The organism is Micromonospora sp. II (genome assembly GCF_001709195.1).
Lineage (GTDB): Bacteria > Actinomycetota > Actinomycetes > Mycobacteriales > Micromonosporaceae > Micromonospora > Micromonospora chalcea.
In genome coordinates this window covers 67,004-86,824 of sequence record NZ_LYXF01000078.1, presented here as the reverse complement: position 1 = coordinate 86,824, position 19,821 = coordinate 67,004, and the positions used below count along the sequence as shown (strand labels likewise).

Sequence of the window (19,821 nt, the reverse complement as noted above, 5' to 3'; positions counted from 1 at the left end):
ATACATTCTAATCGACGGGTCTGACAATCGCCCAGGGCACGAAAAGGGCCGCCCGGACATCCCGGGCGGCCCTTTTTCGCGTAGTCCTACAGCTGGCCGACGTCGGTGATCCGGACCGCCGCCGCGCCGATCTCGTCCGAGGCGGCGAGGTCGATCTCGGCGCTGATGCCCCAGTCGTGGTCGCCGTCCGGGTCGTCCAGGATCTGCCGTACGGTCCACTTCTCGCGGCCCTGCTCGATCATCAGCAGCGCCGGCCCGCGCGCGTCCGGCCCCACCCCGATCGCGTCGTACGTCTCGAAGTACGGCTCCAGCGCGTCGGCCCAGGCGTCGGCGTTCCAGCCGTCGCCCGCGTCCAGCTCGCCGAGCAGGTCCCAGCGCCGCAGCGCGGCCAGCTCGACGCGGCGGAACATCGCGTTGCGCACCAGCACCCGGAACGCCCGCGCGTTGCGCGTCACCGCCGGGGGCCGGTCGTCCAGCGAGGCGGCCACCTCGGCCACGTCCGACGGGTTGCGCAGCCGCTCCCACTCGTCGATCAGGCTGGAGTCGACCTGGCGGACCAGCTCGCCCAGCCACTCGATGAGGTCGACCAGCTCCTCGGTCTTCGCGTCCTCGGGGACGGTCTGCCGCAGCGTCTTGTACGCGTCGGCGAGATAGCGCAGCACCAGCCCCTCGGAGCGGGACAGCCCGTAGAACTGGACGTACTCGGGGAACGTCATGGCCCGCTCGTACATGTCGCGGACCACCGACTTGGGGGAGAGCTGGTGGTCGGCGACCCAGGGGTGGCCCTGCCGGTACATCTCGTACGCGGACTCCAGCAGCTCCGCCAGCGGCTTGGGCCAGGTCACCTCGTCGAGCAGTTCGAGGCGTGCCTCGTACTCGATGCCTTCGGCCTTCATCGCGGCGACCGCCTCGCCGCGGGCCTTGAACTGCTGCGCGGACAGCACCTGGCGCGGGTCGTCCAGGATCGACTCGATCACACTGAGCACGTCGAGCGCGTACGACGGTGACTCCCGGTCGAGCAGTTCCACTGTGGCCAGCGCCAGCGGTGACAGCGGCTGGTTGAGCGCGAAGTCGAGCTGGAGGTCGACGGTGAGGCGTACCCGGCGGCCGGTCTCGTCCGGCTCGGGCAGCTCCTCGACCACGCCGCCGGCGCGCAGCGCGCGGTAGATGGCGATGGCCCGGCGGATGTGCCGGCGCTGCGCGGCCGGGTCCTCGTGGTTGTCGGTGAGCAGGTGCCGCATCGAGGCGAACGCGTCGCCGGGGCGGCCGATCACGTTGAGCAGCATCGAGTGGCTGACCTGGAAGCTGGACGTGAGCGGCTCCGGCTCGGCCTCGACCAGGCGCTGGAACGTCGGCTCACCCCAGCCGATCGAGCCCTCCGGCGGCTTCTTCTTCACCACCTTGCGGCGCTTCTTCGGGTCGTCACCGGCCTTCGCGAGGGCCTTCTCGTTCTCGATCACGTGCTCGGGGGCCTGCACCACGACCCGGCCCAGCGTGTCGAATCCGGCCCGCCCGGCCCGGCCGGCGATCTGGTGGAACTCGCGGGCCTTCAGCAGGCGCGTCCGCACCCCGTCGTACTTTGAGAGGCCGGTGAACAGCACGGTGCGGATCGGCACGTTGATGCCGACGCCGAGCGTGTCCGTACCGCAGATGACCTTGAGCAGGCCGGCCTGGGCGAGCGTCTCGACCAGGCGGCGGTACTTCGGGAGCATGCCGGCGTGGTGCACGCCGATGCCGTGCCGGACCAGCCGGGACAGCGTCTTGCCGAAGCCGGAGGTGAACCGGAAGTTGCCGATCGCCTGGGCGATCATGTCCTTCTCGGCGCGGGTGCAGACGTTCACGCTCATCAGCGCCTGGGCGCGTTCCAGCGCGGCGGCCTGCGTGAAGTGCACCACGTACACCGGGGCCTGCTTGGTCTCCAGCAGCTCCTCCAGCGTCTCGTGCAGCGGCGTGGTCGCGTACGAGAAGAGGAGCGGGACCGGCCGCTCGGCCGAGCGGACGACGGCGGTCGGCCGCCCGGTGCGCCGGCTCAGGTCGTCGACGAAGCGGGTGGTGTCGCCGAGCGTGGCCGACATCAGCACGAACTGGGCCTGCGGCAGCTCGATCAGCGGCACCTGCCACGCCCAGCCCCGGTCCGGCTCGGCGTAGAAGTGGAACTCGTCCATGACCACCTGGCCGACGTCGGCGCGGCGGCCCTCGCGCAGCGCCAGGTTGGCCAGGATCTCCGCGGTGCAGCAGATGATCGGCGCGTCCGCGTTGACGCTGGCGTCGCCGGTGAGCATGCCGACGTTCTCGGCGCCGAAGACCTCGCAGAGCGCGAAGAACTTCTCCGAGACCAGCGCCTTGATCGGCGCGGTGTAGAAGGTCGTGCGATCGTCGGCCAGCGCGGCGAAGTGCGCCGCGATCGCCACCAGGCTCTTGCCCGAGCCGGTCGGCGTATTCATGATCACGTTCGCGCCGGAGACGATCTCGATGACCGCCTCCTCCTGATGGGGATAGAGATTCAGACCGCGCTCGGACGCCCAGGAGGCGAACGCGTCGTAGAGGGTGTCGGGATCGGCGGTCTTCGGCAGCGCGGCGGTGAGAGTCATGGCGGCTCCCATCGTGCCTGGATCACACCGCGCCGCGCCAACCGGGTTCAGCGCAACGGGTTCAGCGCCGCCGGTGGATCAGGTCGAAGACCTCCCGGCCGGCGGTCAGCGCGCGGCGTTCGAACTTCGTCACCGGCCGGTGCGCCGGACGCGGCGCGTAGCCGCCGTGTACGTCGACCAGCTCCGGGTCGGCGGTGAGCGTCTCGCGCATCGACCCGGCGTACTCGGCCCAGTCCGTCGCGCAGTGCAACGTGCCGCCCGGCGCCAGCCGGGACCGCAGCAGCGCCACGTGCGCCGGCTGAATGATCCGCCGCTTGTGGTGGCGTGTCTTCGGCCACGGGTCCGGGAAGAAGACGTGCACCGCGTCCAGGCAGCCCTCCGGCATGGCCCGGACCAGGTCCAGCGCGTCGCCCTCGGCCACCCGTACGTTGTCCAGACCGTGGCGTTCCACCAGGTCGAGCAGGTTGGCGATTCCCGGCGTATGGACCTCGACCGCCAGATAGTGTCGGTCCCGGTCGGCCGCCGCCATGGCGGCGGTGGCGTCGCCCATGCCGGAGCCGATCTCCAGCACCAGCGGCGCCCGCCGTCCGAACAGCGCCGCCGGATCGCACGGCCCGTCGAGGGCGGCGATCCTGAGGCCGTACGCGGGCCAGAGCCGGTCCAGCGCGTCGCGCTGCCGGCCGCTCATCCGCCCGCGACGCGGATGGAAGGTGCGGATGCGGGCGGCGGGAAGGTCGGTGAGGGTCACAACGAGCCGAGCCTAGCCCGGATCGGATGTGATGTGCGGCCGGGGGTGAGAGGATTCATCCCGTACGCCGGGAGGGGTCATGGGGTCGTTCAGGGTACGTGAGGCGCTGCTGGTCGCGGTCGCCGCGTGCGCCGCCCCGCTGGTCGGCGCGCTGCCCGCCCAGGCCGCGCCGCGCGCCGCCGAGCCGGTGCCGGAACAGCCCCCGGCCGACGTGATCTTCGTGGAGGTCACCCCGGGCACCGTGTCGCCCGGCTACCTGGTCGGCATCCGGGCGAGCTGCCGGAACAACACCGTGCCGGCGATCGTCACCTCGGACGCGTTCGGCAAGATCCAGGTGCAGCCGCAGCGCGGCCTGCTCACCGCCACGCCGATGGTCCACGAGCGCACCCGGCCCGGCAACTACCGGGTCAAGCTGGAGTGCCCGGGCGGGGAGACCGCCTCCACCATGCTCCAGGTGGTCAAGCAGGGGCAGCCCACCCGGCCGCCGACCCACGGGCCCAGTCACCTGCCCAGCCGCGGCCCGGCGACCGGCTTCGGCGGCACCGCCGGTCCCGGCCTCGGCGGCCTGCTGGTGCCGGTCGGACTGGCGGTGACCATGGTCGGCGCCGGGCTCGGTGTGGCCGCGTCCCGCCGCCACGCCCGTGGCGCCGCCGGACGCTGAGGCCCGCCATGGCCGAGCACTTCGTCCCGCCGCCCGCCGCATCCCGGCGCTCCGGCTGGCCGTTCGTGGCTCTGCCCCCGCCCGCCGCGCCGCCCACGGGCTCGGCCCGGCCGTCCCGGGCCGGGCCGCCCGCCGACGCCGCCCGGTTCTCCAGGGCTGATCCGGCCGCCGCGCCCCGGACCGGCCCGCGCTCGGGGAGTGGGTCTGCCGCCGAAACAGGTCCGTCCGCCGGGACCGGATCGTCCGCCGGGACCGGGTCGTCTGCCGTGCCGGTCTCCGGGGCGCGGCCGTGGATGCCGCCGCCCGCCGCGTCGCGACCGTGGTATCCGCCGTCGGCCGATCCGCCGGCCCTGCGTCCACGCCCCGCCGGGCCGCCGCCTGTCGAGCCGCCACCGGCGTCGCCGGGCGGGCGGGGCCGGGGCCGGGGCTCCTGGTCGAAGCCGCTGGCAGTGGTGCTGGTGCTGGTCGGTGTGTTCGCCACCGGGGCCGGGCTGGGGCGCACGGCCGGGCCGTTCGACTTCGCCGACGCGTCGACCGAGTCGAGCGGATCGGGCGGTTCGGGCGCGGCGGCGGCCCCGGCGAACGCTGCCGCTCCGGCCCGGAAGCCGGCGAGCCGGCCGGTACGCCTGGCGGTGCCGGCCATCAAGGTCAACGCGCCGGTCACCCCGGTGGGGCAGGCGAAGGACGGCTCGGTGGACGTGCCGCCGCTGACCGAGCACGACCAGACCGGCTGGTACGACAGGGGAGCGGTGCCCGGCGACCCGGGTCGGGCGATCATCGTGGGCCACGTCGACACCAAGAGCGGCCCGGCCGTGTTCTACCGGCTGCGCTCGCTCAAACCGGGCGCCCGGATCCAGGTGACCCGCGCGGACCGCAGCGTGGTGACGTTCAAGGTGGACAGCGTCGAGTACTTCGACAAGTCGAACCTGCCCGCCGCGCGGGTCTACGGCGACTCAGGTCCGGCCGAGCTGCGCCTGATCACCTGCGGCGGCGAGTGGGTCGGCGGCCGTACCGGCTACCAGGACAACGTGATCGTCTTCGCGTCCCTGGCATCCTGACGGGCCACCGCCCCGTCGATCATGAGGTTGGCGGTGACAAAACGGACGTCGAGCGCCGCCAACTTCATGATCGACGGAGAAGGGGGATGGGGAGGGGGAGGGGTCAGGGCTTGGCGGGGACCTGCTGGACGACCTCGAACTCCAGCAGGTTCGCGCCGGTGGCGACCGGCTTGCGCGGCTCGCCGCCCTCGGCGTGCGCGGCCCGGGACGGGCCCTGCGCCCACGCCTGGTACGCCTCCTCGCTCTCCCAGCGGGTGTACACGAAGTAGCGGCTCTCCCCGGCGACCGGGCGCAGCAGCTCGAAGCCGAGGAAACCGGGGGAGTTCTCCACCGCGCCGGCCCGGGCCGCGAACCGCTTCTCCAGCTCCTCGCCGGCGCCGGGCGGGACGTCGATCGCGTTGATCTTCACGACTGCCATACGTCCACCCTAACGAGCCTCGGACTCAGAACGTCTCGACGGCCGGCGTCAGGTCGGCGTCGACCACCACCGGGGCGTGGTCCGAGGGACCCTTGCCCTTGCGCGCCTCCCGGTCCACGTACGCGGAGCGGACCGCGCGGGCGAACGGCGCGCTCGCGTACACCAGGTCGATCCGCATGCCCTTGTTCTGGTGGAACATCCCGGCCCGGTAGTCCCAGTACGTGAACGGGTGCGGCCCCTTCATGGGCGTCGGCACCACGTCCTCCAGCCCGAGGTCACGCAGCGCGGCCAGGGCGGCCCGTTCGGCCGGGGTGACGTGGGTGGAGGTGGCGAACAGCGCGGGGTCCCAGACGTCGGCGTCGGTGGGCGCGACGTTGAAGTCGCCGCAGACGGCCACCGGCAGGGGCCCGGCGACCTCCGGTTCCAGGGCGTCGCGCAGCGCCGCGAACCAGGCCAGCTTGTACGCGTAGTGCGGGTCGTCCGGCGTGCGGCCGTTCGGCACGTACACCGACCAGACCCGCAGCCCGTCGCAGGTGGCCGAGATGGCGCGGGCCTCGGGCTCGGGGAAGCCGGGCTCGCCCGGGAAGCCGACCGCCACGTCGTCGAGCCCGACCCGGGACAGGACGGCGACACCGTTCCACCGGCCGTCGCTGTGGCTGGCCACCTCGTAGCCCAGCTCGCCCACCTCGGCGACCGGGAACGCCCCGTCCGGGCACTTGGTCTCCTGCAGGCACACGACGTCGGGTTTCGTGGTGGCAAGCCAGTCGAGCAGCCGGGGCAGGCGGGCCTTCACCGAGTTGACGTTCCAGGTCGCCAGGCGCATGGCCCCAGCCTGCCGCATCGCCGCCCGTCCCGCCGCCTCAGCGCTCCGGGGTGTCGCCGGGACGGGTCTGCTCGGCCAGGAAGCGCTCCAGCTCGGCGCCGAGCTCGTCGGCCGTGGGCAGCGGACCGGTCTCGCCGGCGAGCAGGCTCTTCTCGCCCCGGCCGCGGGCGAACGCGTCGTACTGTTCCTCCAGCGCCTGCACCAGCGTGGCCGCCTCCTCGGTCTGGGTGACCTGGCGGTCGATCTCCACCCGGACCGCCTCGGCGGCGGTGCGCAGGTCCTCGACCGGCAGCAGCAGGCCGGTGCTGCGGGACACGGCGGACAGCAGCGCCTCGGCGGCGGCCGGGTACTCGGCCTGGGCCACGTAGTGCGGCACGTGTGCGGCGAACCCGAGGGCGTCGCGGCCCTGCTCGCCGAGGCGGTACTCCAGCAAGTGGCCGACGCTGGCCGGCACCTGCACCTTCTGCAGCCACGGCTCGTGGCCGGCGATCAGGTCCTTGCGCGTGGCGTGCGCGGTGACGCCGCTGGGCCGGGTGTGCGGCACCGCCATCGGGATCGAGTTGAGCCCGACGGTGAGCCGGACGTCGAGGCGGGCGCAGAGGCCGGCGACGGCGGCCACGAAACGCTCCCACTGCAGGTCCGGCTCGGGGCCGGTGAGCAGCAGGAACGGGGTCTCGTCGTCGTCGCGCAGGAGGTGCAGCTCCAGCGCCGGGGCGTCGTAGTCGGCCCAGTGGTCCTCGACGAACGTCATCACCGGGCGGCGCGAGCGGTAGTCGAAGATCTGGTCGACGTCGAAGCGGGCGATCGTCCGGGCGTCGAGCGAGGTGAGCAGCTGTTCCCGGGCGAGCCGGGTGGCGTTGCCGGCGTCGACGAAGCCGGTGAGCGCCTGGATCAGCACCGGCTGGCCGAGCTCGGGCAGCTCGTCGGTGAGTTCGTAGAGCTCGTGTGGATCGAGCACCGGTGGGGTCCTCCCTGTCGACGCGTACGGGGGAGCGCCGAACGTGCGGTCTCCCCGGTTCGGCAAACGTACCGGGGGGTGTGGTCCATTCCGTTACGGACACCTCTGATGCCCGGATGGTGATCACGATTCGGCTACGCCCCGGTCCGGCGGCCGACATCCGGATCGTCCGAACGGACGAGTTAGTCGATCATCGGGCGGGAGCGGGACATCTACGAGGTTCGTGCCGGGAGAGTTTCGGCGCGTGGCCGGCGGGTGATTCGCCGGGTTACCGAGGTCTGTCGTCGGCTGGGCGCGGCAGGCCGCGAGTGTCCGGCCCGGGTCGGCCGAAGTGTGGCGAGGGCCACTCGACAGGCCTGGGTGATCCCGGTTTGCCCTGCCTAGCCTCGTCGGATGCGTAGCGACGGCACCCTCGACGACCCGTTCGGCCCCGGCCGCCCGGCTGACCGTTCGGACGATACCGCCTCCACCAACCGTTCGGCGAGGCTCCAGGGACTCTTCCGGCGTACCCGCTTCTGGGCCCCCATGAACCCCCGGCCCGGCCGGACCAGACTCGCGGTCGCCACCGGCGCGGCCTGCTGCCTCGGCCTGGTCGGCGTCAGCCAGGCCGGCTTCGGCGCGCCGGAGCGCGCCGCCGCCCCGGCGCCCTCGGCGGAGGTCGCCGAGCGCGCGGAGGCCGACGTCGCCTCCCGCGCGAGCGCCCGCCCGACCACCGCGCCGACCACCGCCGCCCCGTCCGCGCCGGCGAGCCCGAAGGCGACCGCCAAGCCCAAGCCGAAGCCCACGAAGACGGTCCGGCAGATCGTCCCGGTCGCCGGCCTGGACCGGACCCAGATGAACAACGCCAAGAAGATCGTGCAGGCCGGCAAGGAGATGGGCGTGCCGCGCCGGGCCCTGGTCATCGCGGTGGCGACCGCGATGCAGGAGAGCACGCTGCTCAACTACGCCAGCGGCGTGCTGCCCGAGTCGCAGAACTACCCGCACCAGGCCATCGGCTGGGACCACGACTCGGTCGGGCTGTTCCAGCAGCGGCCGAGCAGCGGCTGGGGCACCGTCGAGCAGCTCATGGACCCGGAGTACGCGACGAAGGCCTTCCTGTCCGCGTTGGAGGAGATCCCCGGCTGGCAGGACCTGCCGCTGTCGGTGGCCGCCCAGGCGGTGCAGATCTCGGCGTTCCCGGACGCGTACGCCCAGCACGAGTGGCGGGCCGGCGAGGTGGTGGCCGAGATCCTGGGCTGAGCCGGACGAGTGGTTGCCGAAGGGTCGATTCGGGTATCACGGGGCTTGCCGGTCCCAGGTACACATGAAGGGGACCGCGGGACGGAGGACACCATGTCGCTGATGCAACGGATCACCGCCTTCCTGCGGTCGCCGCGGGGCCAGCAGTTGGTCGACCGCGGCCGGCGTGAGATGTCCAAGCCGGAGAACCAGGCCCGGCTGCGGCAGATCGCGACCCGGCTGCAGTCGCGCCGGCGCTGACCCGCGTCACCCCCGCCGCACGAGCCCCCGGAGCCCTTCGTGACCGACCCCGCCCCCGTCGGGGAGCCCGACGCCGTCCCCGCCGCCCCCGCCCCGCCGGTGGACGCGCCCGAGGCGCCACCGGCCAAGCTCTGGGACCGGATGCGGGAGGACCCGCAGTACGCCCCGGAGCACCTGGCCCTGGAGGCGGTTCGCCGGCTCGGGCCGGAGGCCGCGCAGTGGGCGGCCCGGGAACGTGCCCTGCGGCCGGACGCGCCGCCCGAGCAGCTGGCGGACCAGGCGGTCCGCAAGTTCGTCAACCACGCCCGGCTCTCCGGCGCGGTCTCCGGCGCCGCCGGGCTGCCCGGCGCGGTGATCGACGTGGGCGTGCTGGCCTGGACCCAGGCCCGGCTGGTGCTGCACGTGGCGGCCGCGTACGGCGCCGACCCGACGCACGTCGACCGGGCCACCGATCTGCTGGTGCTCCAGCGGGTGCACAAGGCCGCCCAGACCGCCCGCCTGGCGCTCGGGGTGGCCGCCGGCCGGGAGCGGGCCGGCGCGTTGTTCGGCGCTGCCGCCGATCGGGCGCTGGGCCGGGTGATGCTCCAGCTCGGTGTCCGGCTGGCCCGGATGGCCGGGGTACGCGCCGCCAAGCGGATGTTCGCCAAGGTCGTGCCGGGCGCCGCGATCGTGCTCGGCACCTGGGCCAACTCGTCGGCCACGAAGGAACTGGCCGACCGTACGCGCGCCCTCTACCGGGCCGGTGGTCCCCGGCCGCTTCCCGGCCCGCGTCAGCCCTGACCCTCCTCGGCCCCGGGCCCGTCCGTCCGGGCGGCCCGCGCCGGTCAGCTCGCCCAGCCGGACGCGTTCCAGGCCACCTCGGCCAGCTGGCCCTGCCCGGCCGCGTTCGGGTGGAACCAGTCCAGCGCGTTCACCTGGTCCAGCGTGAAGCGGTGACGGTGCACCGCGCCGCCGTCCCAGCGGCAGCGTGACCCGTACGCCCGGCAGGCGGCGCGCAGTTGTCCGTCGTACGCCTCGATCCGGTCCCGGACGCGGGCCCGGCGGGCCACCGCGGCGGGCGCGGTCGACGTGGCGTCTGCGAGCAGCGCCGGGCAGACGCCACGCGACCAGGCCCGCACGGCGCGGGGCTCGGTGTGCCCGATCTGCCAGAGCCGGTGCAGGTCCGGGATGCTGACCATCAGCACCCGGGCCTTCGGCCGGCCCTCGCGCAACACGCCGAGCGCCGCGTCGACCTGGTCGCGGAACGTGGCGACGGGCGTCATGTCGTCGACGTCGCCCCGGCAGGCGTCGTTCGCGCCGATCAGCACGGTGACCAGGTCGGCCTTGTCGCGTACCGCGGACCGGGCCTGGCCGGTCAGCGCGGACGCGCGGGCCCCGGGCGCGGCCCGGTTGTACGCCCGCAGGCCCGGCGCGTCGGCGCGCAGCCGCCGGTAGATGCTCTCCACCCGCAGGCCGTCCCCGGTCGACCAGGAGTTGCGTTCGCAGCTCACCAGCACCAGGCAGGAGCCGTAGCCGGTGCTGACCGAGTCGCCGAGCGCGACCAGCACCCGGGGCTCGCCGGGGCGGGGTGTGCCGGAGGGCCGGGGCGACGCCTCGCCGGAGCCGTCACAGGCGAGCGCGACGAGCGCCGCCAGGCAGGCCAGCGCGGCGATCCAGCGTCGAGGCATGGGTTCCCCCGTCGGGCGGCGGCAACGGGCGCGTCGACCCTATGCCCCGGCGGGGTCCCGGAAGCGGTTCTGTCGGCTATCAGGCATAGACCACTGTCGTTCACATCTGTCGTGTCGGCGCAGGCCGGCCGTGCAGCCACCGGTGCAGCAGGCGGGTGATCCGGGGCAGCACCAGGTAGGTCATCAGCGGGGTGAGCACGAGCGTCATCAGCAGCGTCCGCCCGGCCAGCGGCACGTCGGCGAGGAACCGGGCGGTCAGCAGCGTGGCGGCCAGGCTCAGCGGGAAGAACGCCAGCCAGATCGTGACCGCCTGCTTCCAGCGCGGCGGCGCGGCCGGCTCCGGCTCGCCGAACGTCTCGACCACGTGGTCCACCGGCGGGTCGAACCAGCCCTCGATGCCGGTGCGCCGCTCGACCCGGGTGTGCTCGACGATGCCCTGCGCCGAGCTGAGCCACCAGCGCCGCTGCGGCGAGTCCTCCCAGCAGCGCAGCGTGTCCGCGTCGGCGAAGCGGTACATCACGTGCCACTCGCCGGAACCGGGGGCGCTGCGGACGAAACCGGCGCCGAGGAAGCCCGGGAAGCTCTCCGCGAGCGCCGTACCGGCCCGCATCCACGCCACCACCTCGTCGGTACGCGCGGGGTCGGCGCGCCGGGACACGGCGACGGTCACGGGTACGGCCTGCGTCGTGGTCATGCCATCCTCTCCACCGGCCCGCGGGATCTCCGCCGGAAACCGGCACCCCGAAGTAACGCACCCGCCCGCAGCGCGCATCCGGCGACCGCCCGCCGGGTGTCCCGGATCACCGGCGTTCCCGCCCCGGCCGGTTATCCCCGCCCGTGCCGGGGTAGGCCCCAGGAATGACCCGATCACAACCCCGGCGCGCCCGCGGCACGGTCGGCCACGCGAACAGCGCCCTGAACCTGCGGCTCGTGCTGGCGACGTTCGGTCTGGTCGTGATGACCGTCTTCGCGGTGCTCGCGTTCGCCGCCGGCATCGCCTGGCTGGGCGTGGTCTGCGCGCTGCTCGCCGTGGTGGCGGTGGTCGACCTGGTCGTGATCCAGCGCCGCCGCGCCGCGCGCCGTCGGGAGGAGCCGGGCGTGCGGCACTCGCTGTTCGAGTGACAGGAGGACGACATGCCCATCGCCACCACCAATCCCGCCACCGGACAGGTGCTCAAGACGTACGACGCGATGTCGGACGAGCAGATCGACGCCGCGATCGAGCGGGCCGACCTGGCCTTCCGGCAGTTGCGTGAGACCACCATCGCGCAGCGGGCCCGGTGGCTCACCGCCGCCGCCGACCGGCTCGACGCCGAGCGCGACGAGACGGCCCGGCTGATGACCACCGAGATGGGCAAGACGTACGCCGCAGCCAAGGCGGAGGTCACCAAGTGCGCCACCGCCTGCCGCTTCTACGCCGACAACGCGCCGGCGATGCTCGCCGACGAGCCCGCCGACGCCGTCGCGGTCAAGGCCAGGCGGGCGTACGTGCGCTACCAGCCGATCGGCCCGGTGCTCGCGGTGATGCCGTGGAACTTCCCGCTGTGGCAGGTCATGCGCTTCGCCGCCCCGGCCCTGATGGCGGGCAACACCGGCCTGCTCAAGCACGCCTCGAACGTGCCGCAGACCGCGCTCTACCTGGAGGACCTGTTCCGGCGGGCCGGGTTCCCCGAGGGCGCGTTCACCACGCTGCTGGTCGGCTCCGACGCGGTCGACCGGATCCTCAGCGACCCCCGGGTACGCGCCGCCACGCTCACCGGCAGCGAGCCGGCCGGCCGGTCCATCGCCCAGATCGCCGGCCGGGAGATCAAGAAGACGGTGCTGGAGCTGGGCGGCAGCGACCCGTTCGTGGTGATGCCCTCGGCCGACCTGGACACCGCCGCCGAGGTGGCCACCACCGCCCGCTGCCAGAACAACGGTCAGTCCTGCATCGCCGCGAAGCGGTTCATCGTGCACACCGACGTGTTCGACGCGTTCGCCGAGAAGTTCGCCGCCCGGATGGCGGCCCTGCGCGTCGGCGACCCGATGGACGACGGCACCGACGTCGGCCCGCTGGCCAGCGAGCGTGGCCGCGACGAGGTGCACGCCCAGGTCACCGACGCGGTGGACCAGGGCGCGACGGTGCTCTGCGGCGGTGAGAAGCCGGCCGGCGACGGCTGGTACTACCCGCCGACCGTGGTCACCGACCTGCGCCCGGAGATGCGGATGTGGTCCGAGGAGGTGTTCGGGCCGGTCGCCGGGCTCTACCGGGTCGGCTCGTACGACGAGGCGATCGAAGTGGCCAACGGCACCAGCTTCGGCCTCGGCTCCAACGCCTGGACCAACGACCCGGCCGAGCAGGAGCGCTTCGCCGTCGACCTGGACGCCGGCAACGTGTTCATCAACGGGATGACCACGTCCTATCCGGAGCTGCCGTTCGGCGGCGTGAAGAACTCCGGGTACGGCCGCGAGCTGTCCGCCGCCGGCATGCGCGAGTTCTGCAACACCAAGACCGTGTGGATCGGCGAGGGCAAGGCCGGCGCGGGCGCCGGCGCGCACTCCGAGTAGACGCGATTGGCCGGACGCCGTCACGGGTAGGAGTGCCCACCATGACGGCGTTCGGCTTCCACGCATCCCACGAGCAGATCCACCCGGCCCGGCTGCTGGAGGCGGTGATCCACGCCGAGCGCGCCGGCTTCGACGCGGCCATGTGCTCCGACCACTTCTCGCCGTGGAGCGAGCGGCAGGGCCAGTCCGGGTTCGCCTGGTCCTGGCTCGGCGCCGCGCTCCAGGCCACGAACCTGTCCTTCGGCGTGGTGAACGCGCCCGGCCAGCGCTACCACCCGGCGATCATCGCGCAGGCCATCGGCACGCTCGGCGCCATGTACCCGGGACGGTTCTGGGCCGCGCTGGGCACCGGCGAGGCGGCGAACGAGCACATCACCGGCGAGGTCTGGCCGCGCAAGGACGTCCGCTCCGCGCGGCTGCGCGAGTGCGTCGACGTGATCCGGGCGCTGCTGGCCGGCGAGGAGGTCAGCCACGACGGCCTCGTCACAGTGGACCGGGCGAAGCTGTGGACCCGGCCGGAGGAGCCGCCCGCGCTGGTCGGCGCCGCGGTCAGCGTCGCCACTGCACGCTGGTGCGCCGAGTGGGCCGACGGGCTGATCACCGTCAACGCGCCGGTCGAGCACCTGCGCCGGATGATCGACGCCTACCGGGACGCGGGCGGACGCGGCCCGCTGCACCTGCAGGTGCACGTGAGCTGGGCGCCCGAGCAGGCCGAGGCCGAGGCGATCGCGTACGACCAGTGGCGCAGCAACGTGTTCGCGCCGCCGGTGTGCTGGGACCTGGAGACCCCCGAACACTTCGACGTGGCGAGCGCCGACGTGCCGATGTCGACGGTCGCCGAGACCGTGAACGTCTCCGCCGACCTGGGCCGGCACATCGGCTGGCTGGAGGAGTACGTGGCGCTGGGCTTCGACCAGATCGCGCTGCACCACGTCGGGCAGGAGCAGCGCGCGTTCATCGACACGTTCGGCGCGGAGGTGCTGCCGAAGCTGCGCTCCGCCGCCTGATCACACATCGACGCCGCGGCGCATAGGCTCGACGCTCGTGGATGCTCTGTTCGAGGTAGTGGTCTTCCTGGCCATCGCCACGTTCGGCGCGGCGCTGGCCCGCAAGCTCGGCCTGCTCGCGCCGATCCTGCTCGTGGTGCTCGGTCTCGCGCTGTCCTTCCTGCCGTTCTTCCCGCACGTGCGGCTGGACCCGGACCTGGTGCTGGTGGGCATCCTGCCGCCGCTGCTGTACGTGGCGGCGGTGGAGACGTCGGTGCCGGCGTTCCGGCTCAACCTGCGGCCGATCCTGCTGCTCGCCGTCGGGCTGGTCATCTTCACCGCGTTCGTGGTGGGCACCGTCGTGCACTGGTTCCTGCCCCACCTGCCGTACGCGATCTGCCTGGCGCTGGGCGCGGTGGTGGCGCCGCCGGACGCGGTCGCGGCCACCGCGGTGGCCCGCCGGGTCGGCCTGCCCCGGCGGATCGTCACCATCCTGGAGGGCGAGAGCCTGGTCAACGACGCCACCGCGCTGGTGCTGCTGCGGGTCGCGATCGTCGCGGCGACCGCCACCACCGGCGGGGTCGGCGCCGGCGACGTGGCCCGGGAGGTGGTGGTCGCGGCCGGCGGCGGCGTCCTGGTCGGCCTGCTCGGCGTGGTGGTCTTCGGCTACCTGCACAAACGCGCCACCGACCCGGTGCTGGACAACACGCTGTCGCTGATCGTGCCGTTCGCCGTGGTGTTCGCCGCCGAGGAGATCCACGCCTCCGGGGTGGTCGCGGTGGTAGTGACCGGCCTCGGCATCGGGCACAAGCTGCCGACGCTCATGTCGGCCGCATCCCGCCTGCAGGTGACGGCGTTCTGGCGGCTGATCCGGTTCCTCCTCGAAGGACTGGTGTTCCTGCTGGTGGGCCTGCAGCTGCCGGAGGTGGTACGCGACCTGGAGGAGCCGCTCGGCTCGCTCGCCGCGATCACCGCCGCGGTGCTGGCCGCCGTCTTCCTGGCCCGGTTCGTCTGGGTCTTCCCGGCCACCTACCTGGCCCGGCTGGTGCCGCGGGTACGCCGGCGCGATCCCGCGCCGCCGGTGCAGTTCCCGGTCGTCATCGGCTGGGCCGGCATGCGGGGCGTGGTGACGCTGGCCGCCGCGCTGGGTCTGCCGCTCACCCTCGCCGGCGACACGCCGTACCCGCGCGCGCTGCTGATCTGGCTGGCCTTCGCGGTGATCGTGGCGACGCTGGTCGGGCAGGGCGCCACGCTGCCCTGGCTGGCCCGGCGGCTGCGGCTGCCGCCGGACGACCCGGTGCAGGACGCGCTGTCCGCCGCCGGGGTGCAGCAGCGGGCCAGCCGGGCGGCCCGAAAGCGCCTCGACGAGCTGGCCGAGGGCGCGCCGGAGGCCGTCGTGGAACGGCTGCGCGGGCTGACCACCACCCGGGCCAACCTGGCCTGGGAACGGCTCGGCGGCACCGAACGGGAAACCCCCTCCCAGGCGTACGCGCGCCTGCGGCAGGAGATGATCGATGCCGAGCGGGAGGTGTTCCGGGCCGCCCGCGACTCCGGCCAGATCCCGGAGGAGGTGCTCACCCGCGCCTATCGTGACCTGGATCTGGAGGAGTCACTGCTGCGACAGGAGGTCGTCGAATGAGCTGCCGGCACCTGGCCGAGGCGGGCACGGCCGAGCCCGCCACCACCACCGAGTGCCCGGACTGCGTGGCGATCGGCAACCCGGACTGGGTGCACCTGCGCGCCTGCCTGACCTGCGGGCACGTGGGCTGCTGCGACTCGTCGCCGTACCAGCACGCCACGAAGCACTTCGAGTCGGCCGGGCATCCGGTGATGCGGTCGGTCCAGCCGGGGGAGTCGTGGCGCTGGTGCTTCGTGGACGAGGAGATCGGCTGACTCAGCCGACCCGGCGCTCCAGCACCTGCCCGGTCCACGTCGGGCGGCCCGGCCGCTCCACGGTGAACGGCTCGGTGGCGGTGAACCCGCAGCTCTCGTAGAACCGCACGAGCGCCCGGTCGGGGCTGCGGAAGCAGTCCACCCGCAGCAGGCCCACGCCGCGTTCGCGGGCCAGCTCCGCCGCGTACGCCAGCAGCGCCGCACCGACCCCGCGCCCCGCGTACGCCCGGTCGGTGACCAGCAGGTTCACGTACAGCTCCGGTTCGGTGGCCGGCGGCACGTAGTCCATCGCCGCGCCCACCACCAGCGCGCCCGCCACCGTCGCGTCGATCTCGGCCAGGTACAGGCCGTCCCCGGCCGCCCACTCCTCGGCCTGGGCGATGCGGCGCGGGTCGATCGACGCCGGCTCGGTGCCCCACTGGTCGGTACGCCCGCGTTCGGCCAGCCAGGCGGTGGCGCTGTCGAGCAGCCGCAGCAGCGTGGGCGCGTCGCCGGGTCCGCCGGGGCGGATGGTGAGGGAGGACTGGTCGGTCATCCCGCCATGCTGCTACACCGCGCTCAGCCGGGCACGCCGACGGGTCGCGCCCGTGGCGCCGGCCGGTGCGCCACCGCCCGGCGGGTCAGCGCCGGGGCGGCCAGCCCCGCGGCGGCGAAGACCACGCCGAGCACCAGCCAGCCGACCGGACCGCTGCCGAGCACCAGCAGCGTGAGCAGGCCCCGGCCGAGCGCCTGGGCCAACCCGGCGAGCAGGCCGTCCGCGCCCTGGTAGGCCCCGATCGCGCCGGGCGGGGCCAGGTCGTAGGCGAGGCCCGCCCCGGCCGCGCCGTGCCACAGGTCGCCCACCGTCCACACCGCCGTCGCGACGAGCAGCAGGACGACCGCCGGGAGCACCGGCATGGCGGCTGTCGCCGCGTACAGCGGTGTGGCCGCCGCGAGCACGAGCCCGGCCCGGCGCAGCTTCCGCGCGGCCGGCGCGGCCCGCTCGGCGCCCCGGCTCAGCCGGACCGCGAGCAGCACGGTGAGCACCGTGTTTGCCAGCAGCACCGCCGACACCACGGGTGGCGGCGCGCCGGCCCGGTCCACGGTCCACAGCGGTACGACGAGCACGAGCACCGTCACGTGCGTGCTCAGCACCGCCGACGCGCCGCTGACCGCGAGGAATCGTCCGTCCCGCAGCGGTCCGCCGCGCCGCCGCGCGCCCGGTCCGCGTCGGGTGCCACCGCCGGTCGTCATCGCTCCGGGCGTCGTCTCCGCGTCGGGTGCCGGTCTCGCCGCCGTGGCCCGGCGCGCGTCGGCGGCCGGCTGCGGCGGCAGGCGCAGCAGCAGTGCCGCCGAGAGCAGGTAGGTGGCCGCGTTGCCGACCACGAGCACCTGGTAGGCCCGGTGCGTGTCCACCGCGAGCGCGATCCCGGCCAGCGCGGTACCGACGGTGATGCCCAGGTTCGCCACCGCGCGCAGCGTGGCGAAGGCGTGCACCCGGCCGTCCGGGCCGCCCACCGCGGCCACGAGCGCCGCCCGTACCGCCAGGTTGCCGGTCGCGAGCAGCGCCTCCGGCACCGCCACCGCCAGGAACGCCGGGAACGAGCCGACCAGCAGGTACGCGAGCGCGGCGACCGCCTGGCCCACCTGGAGGACGGCCCGGAGCGTACGCGGATCCGACCTGTCGGCCAGCGCGCCAAGCGGCACGCTCGCGCTGAGCCCGACCAGCCCGGCGACGGTGAGCCCGGCGCCCACCGAGGTGGCGGAGAGGCCCACGTCCCGGGTCAGGTAGAGCGCCCCGCCCGCCAGCCACAGCCCCGCGCCGACCGTGTTGACCAGCGTGGCGTACGCGAGGGTGCGCAGCGGCCCGGGCGGCGGGAGCGGCGAGACGCGTCCCATCAGCGGGGTCCGGCGAGGGCCATGGGGTCGACGCTAGGACTGTTCCGGCTGGCCCGGAGCCCCGCTCGGGGCGACGCCTGTCACACCGCGAGCCCGCCGGGCGTCGCCGCCGCCGGTCACCGCCGAAACATCCGGAGCGAGCGCGGTGCGGGAAATCCCTCGCCTGCCAGTCCCCGCTCTGCCAGGGTCGGCGCCGTGGAGCGCAGCAGGATCGCCAGGGCCGAGGAACTGACCGAGGTGCAGCGGATCGAGGTGGCTTCCGGCACCCCGTTCCGGGAGATCGGCATGACCCTGGTGGCCGACATGCCGCCGCTGCCGGTGGAGGCGCTGGCCGCCGGGCAGCGCGCCGGCCGGCTGTGGGTGGCGACCGACCCGGCCGACCGGCCGATCGCGTTCGTGCTCGCCGATCTGGTCGACGGCGCGGCGCACGTGCAGCAGCTCAGCGTCGATCCGGCGTACGCCCGCCGTGGCATCGGGCGGCGTCTGCTCGACCGGGTGGCGGTGTGGGCGTCGTCGCAGGGGTTGCCGGCGTTGACGCTGACCACGTTCCGCTCGGTGCCGTGGAACGGGCCCTACTACGTGCGGTGCGGATTCCGCGAGCTGAGCGGCGCGGAGTTGACGCCCGGCCTGATCGAGCTGCTGGCCGCCGAGGCGGCGCTGGGCCTCGACCCGGCCGAGCGGATCGCGATGCGCCGCCCCGTCCCCGCACGCCTACCCGACTGAGCGGTTGATCCGTCGACCGGGCATCGGGGCGTTGCCACGTTCCGGTTGATCGCCACCCCGTCCGTCTCGTACGAGCCAGTCCCACGTTCCGGGCCAGGTAGAGCGCGCCGCCGGCCAGCCACCGCCCTGGGCGGCGGGAGCGGCGCGATGCGTCCCATCAGCGAGGTCCGGCCGGGGCCATGAGGTCGACGCTAGGCGCGGGTCGGCTGTCGCGTTGCCCTGGACAAAGCGATGCCGCTCACCCCGCGGATCAATCCCCGCGCTCCGGTGAGCGCGCCGTTCAGCGGCCTCCGTCGGACCAAGGTGTCAAGTCGGCGAGGCGTTCGGTCGCCAGGCAGGAGATCAGGCAGCGCTCCTTGGCGTCGCCGAGCAGTCGGGCGGTCCAGTCGGTGAAGCCGCCGTCACCGACATCCCGCTTGTCGTCGTGCAGCGAGACGCGCAGCGCGGCGCCCCGGTAGTAGCCGCGACCGCGTTTTCGCTCCGGCTCGTCGTGCAGGGAAACAAGGCTGTCGCCGAACGCGGGCCGGACGGTGTCGTGGAGCCGTTCGCCGACGATCGGGTCCAGGGCCGTGACGTGCAATCGCGGTGCGGCCGCCGGGGCCAGCTCGGCCAGCACGGTGCGCCAGAAGGTGAGATGCCGAAGAAGCAGCCGGGCCTCGGTGCGCCCCGAACCGGTGTCCCGCGCGGTGGAGACGAGCGCGCAGAGCCGGAAGTGGGCCGAGGCGTCAGGACCGAAGTCCTGTGCCCGCAGCACCCTGTGCATCGCGGCCAGGTGCACCTCGTCGGCCTGGCTGCGGCGCGCCGCAGCTTCCACCGCCAGGGCGTTCGTCGGGTCGCTGACCACCTCCGTGCCGCGCATCGTGGAGACGATCCGGTGCTGGCTGACCGGTGCGACGGCGGCGCAGGTGCCGAGTGGCGCCACCGGCGACAACTCCACCCCTGCCACGTCCGGCGGTAACAACGACCAGATCCGCCCCTCCACCCGGGACAGCGCACGGGGGTCGGCCGCGGACGGCCGGACGAACCGGTCCTCCTGCCAGCGCCGCAGCACCTGCGCCGGACGGACGGCCCCGGCGCGGTCCCGGGCGACGCCGAGAAGCAGTGTTCGCAGGTCCGCCGCCGGGAGCGCGGCGAGCGCCTTGCGGCTACCGGCTGGCATTGCCGCCCACACCCGACGTTCCGCGTCGCCGCCCACGAAGGTCACGGTCGCGCACGTGCGTGTGCGAGTCCACCGGATTCTCGTAAGCGGGGTGACGCGCGGTCGGCAGGCACCGCTGGAAGGATGAGCTCTGAGCGCTATGCCTCTCAGTCATGAATATGCCTGAGAGGCATAACGCCGGAGGGGAAACCCTTCTCTTCCGGGACGACACGGCGACCCAGGGCAGCACGCC

The 19,821-nt window shown here is 73.9% G+C and carries 21 protein-coding genes; 11 read left to right on the top strand and 10 right to left on the bottom strand.

Annotation, left to right across the window (positions count from 1 at the left end; translation table 11 throughout):
- Window positions 1–86 precede the first annotated feature (86 nt).
- Window positions 87–2,591, bottom strand: a complete 2,505-nt coding sequence (locus A8711_RS28855; protein WP_064447507.1) for an RNA helicase — start codon at window positions 2,589–2,591, stop codon at window positions 87–89.
- A gap of 61 nt (window positions 2,592–2,652) precedes the next feature.
- Window positions 2,653–3,339 (bottom strand): tRNA (guanosine(46)-N7)-methyltransferase TrmB, encoded by a 687-nt coding sequence (gene trmB / locus A8711_RS28850; protein ID WP_069089926.1) that lies wholly within the window; start codon window positions 3,337–3,339, stop codon window positions 2,653–2,655.
- A gap of 79 nt (window positions 3,340–3,418) precedes the next feature.
- Between trmB and A8711_RS28845 the strand changes: the two genes are divergently transcribed.
- Window positions 3,419–4,000, top strand: a complete 582-nt coding sequence (locus tag A8711_RS28845) for a hypothetical protein (RefSeq protein ID WP_069089925.1) — start codon at window positions 3,419–3,421, stop codon at window positions 3,998–4,000.
- Window positions 4,001–4,266: 266 nt separating this feature from the next.
- Window positions 4,267–5,058 carry a class F sortase gene (locus tag A8711_RS28840; RefSeq protein ID WP_304441909.1) on the top strand — a complete coding sequence of 264 codons (792 nt, stop codon included), beginning with the start codon at window positions 4,267–4,269 and terminating at the stop codon, window positions 5,056–5,058.
- 103 nt (window positions 5,059–5,161) lie between these two features.
- Here A8711_RS28840 and A8711_RS28835 read toward each other — a convergent pair whose 3' ends face one another.
- Genes A8711_RS28835 through A8711_RS28825 form a run of 3 tightly spaced genes read right to left on the bottom strand, consistent with a single transcriptional unit; the run spans window position 5,162 to window position 7,257 of the window.
- Window positions 5,162–5,476 carry an antibiotic biosynthesis monooxygenase gene (locus tag A8711_RS28835; protein WP_043325067.1) on the bottom strand — a complete coding sequence of 105 codons (315 nt, stop codon included), beginning with the start codon at window positions 5,474–5,476 and terminating at the stop codon, window positions 5,162–5,164.
- 25 nt (window positions 5,477–5,501) lie between these two features.
- Complete coding sequence (locus A8711_RS28830; RefSeq protein WP_069089923.1) at window positions 5,502–6,299, bottom strand: exodeoxyribonuclease III; 798 nt, start codon at window positions 6,297–6,299, stop codon at window positions 5,502–5,504.
- Window positions 6,300–6,336: 37 nt separating this feature from the next.
- A complete protein-coding gene (locus A8711_RS28825) occupies window positions 6,337–7,257 on the bottom strand; it encodes a proteasome assembly chaperone family protein (protein ID WP_043325065.1) in 921 nt (306 codons plus the stop codon).
- Between the two features lie 393 nt (window positions 7,258–7,650).
- On the opposite strand from A8711_RS28825, the gene A8711_RS28820 reads away from it, so the two are divergent.
- The 3 genes from A8711_RS28820 to A8711_RS28815 all read left to right on the top strand — a co-directional run bounded on the left by A8711_RS28820 (window position 7,651) and on the right by A8711_RS28815 (window position 9,516).
- On the top strand, window positions 7,651–8,496 hold the full coding sequence (locus tag A8711_RS28820) for a peptidase M23 (protein ID WP_069089922.1): 846 nt from the start codon (window positions 7,651–7,653) through the stop codon (window positions 8,494–8,496).
- 93 nt (window positions 8,497–8,589) lie between these two features.
- Window positions 8,590–8,736, top strand: a complete 147-nt coding sequence (locus A8711_RS32555; protein ID WP_166456378.1) for a hypothetical protein — start codon at window positions 8,590–8,592, stop codon at window positions 8,734–8,736.
- Between the two features lie 39 nt (window positions 8,737–8,775).
- Window positions 8,776–9,516 carry an EcsC family protein gene (locus A8711_RS28815; RefSeq protein WP_069089921.1) on the top strand — a complete coding sequence of 247 codons (741 nt, stop codon included), beginning with the start codon at window positions 8,776–8,778 and terminating at the stop codon, window positions 9,514–9,516.
- A 44-nt stretch (window positions 9,517–9,560) separates the two neighbouring features.
- Here A8711_RS28815 and A8711_RS28810 read toward each other — a convergent pair whose 3' ends face one another.
- Together A8711_RS28810 and A8711_RS28805 are read right to left on the bottom strand one after the other, a co-directional pair.
- Entirely contained in the window at window positions 9,561–10,403 is an 843-nt protein-coding gene (locus A8711_RS28810; protein WP_069089920.1) for a GDSL-type esterase/lipase family protein, read from the bottom strand.
- 100 nt (window positions 10,404–10,503) lie between these two features.
- Window positions 10,504–11,097, bottom strand: coding sequence for an antibiotic biosynthesis monooxygenase (locus A8711_RS28805; RefSeq protein WP_069089919.1), 594 nt, complete (start codon window positions 11,095–11,097; stop codon window positions 10,504–10,506).
- Between the two features lie 164 nt (window positions 11,098–11,261).
- Here A8711_RS28805 and A8711_RS28800 point away from each other — a divergent pair, with 164 nt between their 5' ends.
- From A8711_RS28800 to A8711_RS28780, 5 genes are read left to right on the top strand one after another with little or no spacing between them, the layout of a single operon-like run.
- Window positions 11,262–11,525: a DUF6343 family protein gene (locus tag A8711_RS28800; protein WP_043325060.1), complete on the top strand. Its 264-nt coding sequence runs from the start codon at window positions 11,262–11,264 to the stop codon at window positions 11,523–11,525.
- Between the two features lie 12 nt (window positions 11,526–11,537).
- A complete protein-coding gene (locus A8711_RS28795) occupies window positions 11,538–12,950 on the top strand; it encodes an NADP-dependent succinic semialdehyde dehydrogenase (protein ID WP_069089918.1) in 1,413 nt (470 codons plus the stop codon).
- 32 nt (window positions 12,951–12,982) lie between these two features.
- Window positions 12,983–13,957 (top strand): TIGR03885 family FMN-dependent LLM class oxidoreductase, encoded by a 975-nt coding sequence (locus A8711_RS28790; RefSeq protein ID WP_255365715.1) that lies wholly within the window; start codon window positions 12,983–12,985, stop codon window positions 13,955–13,957.
- A gap of 37 nt (window positions 13,958–13,994) precedes the next feature.
- Window positions 13,995–15,575, top strand: a complete 1,581-nt coding sequence (locus A8711_RS28785) for a Na+/H+ antiporter (RefSeq protein ID WP_069089916.1) — start codon at window positions 13,995–13,997, stop codon at window positions 15,573–15,575.
- Window positions 15,572–15,829: a UBP-type zinc finger domain-containing protein gene (locus tag A8711_RS28780; protein WP_043325056.1), complete on the top strand. Its 258-nt coding sequence runs from the start codon at window positions 15,572–15,574 to the stop codon at window positions 15,827–15,829. Before A8711_RS28785 ends, A8711_RS28780 begins: the two co-directional genes overlap by 4 nt.
- Window position 15,830: 1 nt before the next feature.
- Here A8711_RS28780 and A8711_RS28775 read toward each other — a convergent pair whose 3' ends face one another.
- Together A8711_RS28775 and A8711_RS28770 are read right to left on the bottom strand one after the other, a co-directional pair.
- Complete coding sequence (locus A8711_RS28775; RefSeq protein WP_064447514.1) at window positions 15,831–16,364, bottom strand: GNAT family N-acetyltransferase; 534 nt, start codon at window positions 16,362–16,364, stop codon at window positions 15,831–15,833.
- Window positions 16,365–16,387: 23 nt separating this feature from the next.
- Window positions 16,388–17,707 carry an MFS transporter gene (locus A8711_RS28770; RefSeq protein ID WP_083297123.1) on the bottom strand — a complete coding sequence of 440 codons (1,320 nt, stop codon included), beginning with the start codon at window positions 17,705–17,707 and terminating at the stop codon, window positions 16,388–16,390.
- A gap of 195 nt (window positions 17,708–17,902) precedes the next feature.
- Here A8711_RS28770 and A8711_RS32645 point away from each other — a divergent pair, with 195 nt between their 5' ends.
- Window positions 17,903–18,430 (top strand): GNAT family N-acetyltransferase, encoded by a 528-nt coding sequence (locus A8711_RS32645; RefSeq protein WP_231915570.1) that lies wholly within the window; start codon window positions 17,903–17,905, stop codon window positions 18,428–18,430.
- 280 nt (window positions 18,431–18,710) lie between these two features.
- Here A8711_RS32645 and A8711_RS28760 read toward each other — a convergent pair whose 3' ends face one another.
- Window positions 18,711–19,589 (bottom strand): hypothetical protein, encoded by an 879-nt coding sequence (locus tag A8711_RS28760; protein ID WP_064447551.1) that lies wholly within the window; start codon window positions 19,587–19,589, stop codon window positions 18,711–18,713.
- Between the last annotated feature and the right edge of the window lie 232 nt (window positions 19,590–19,821).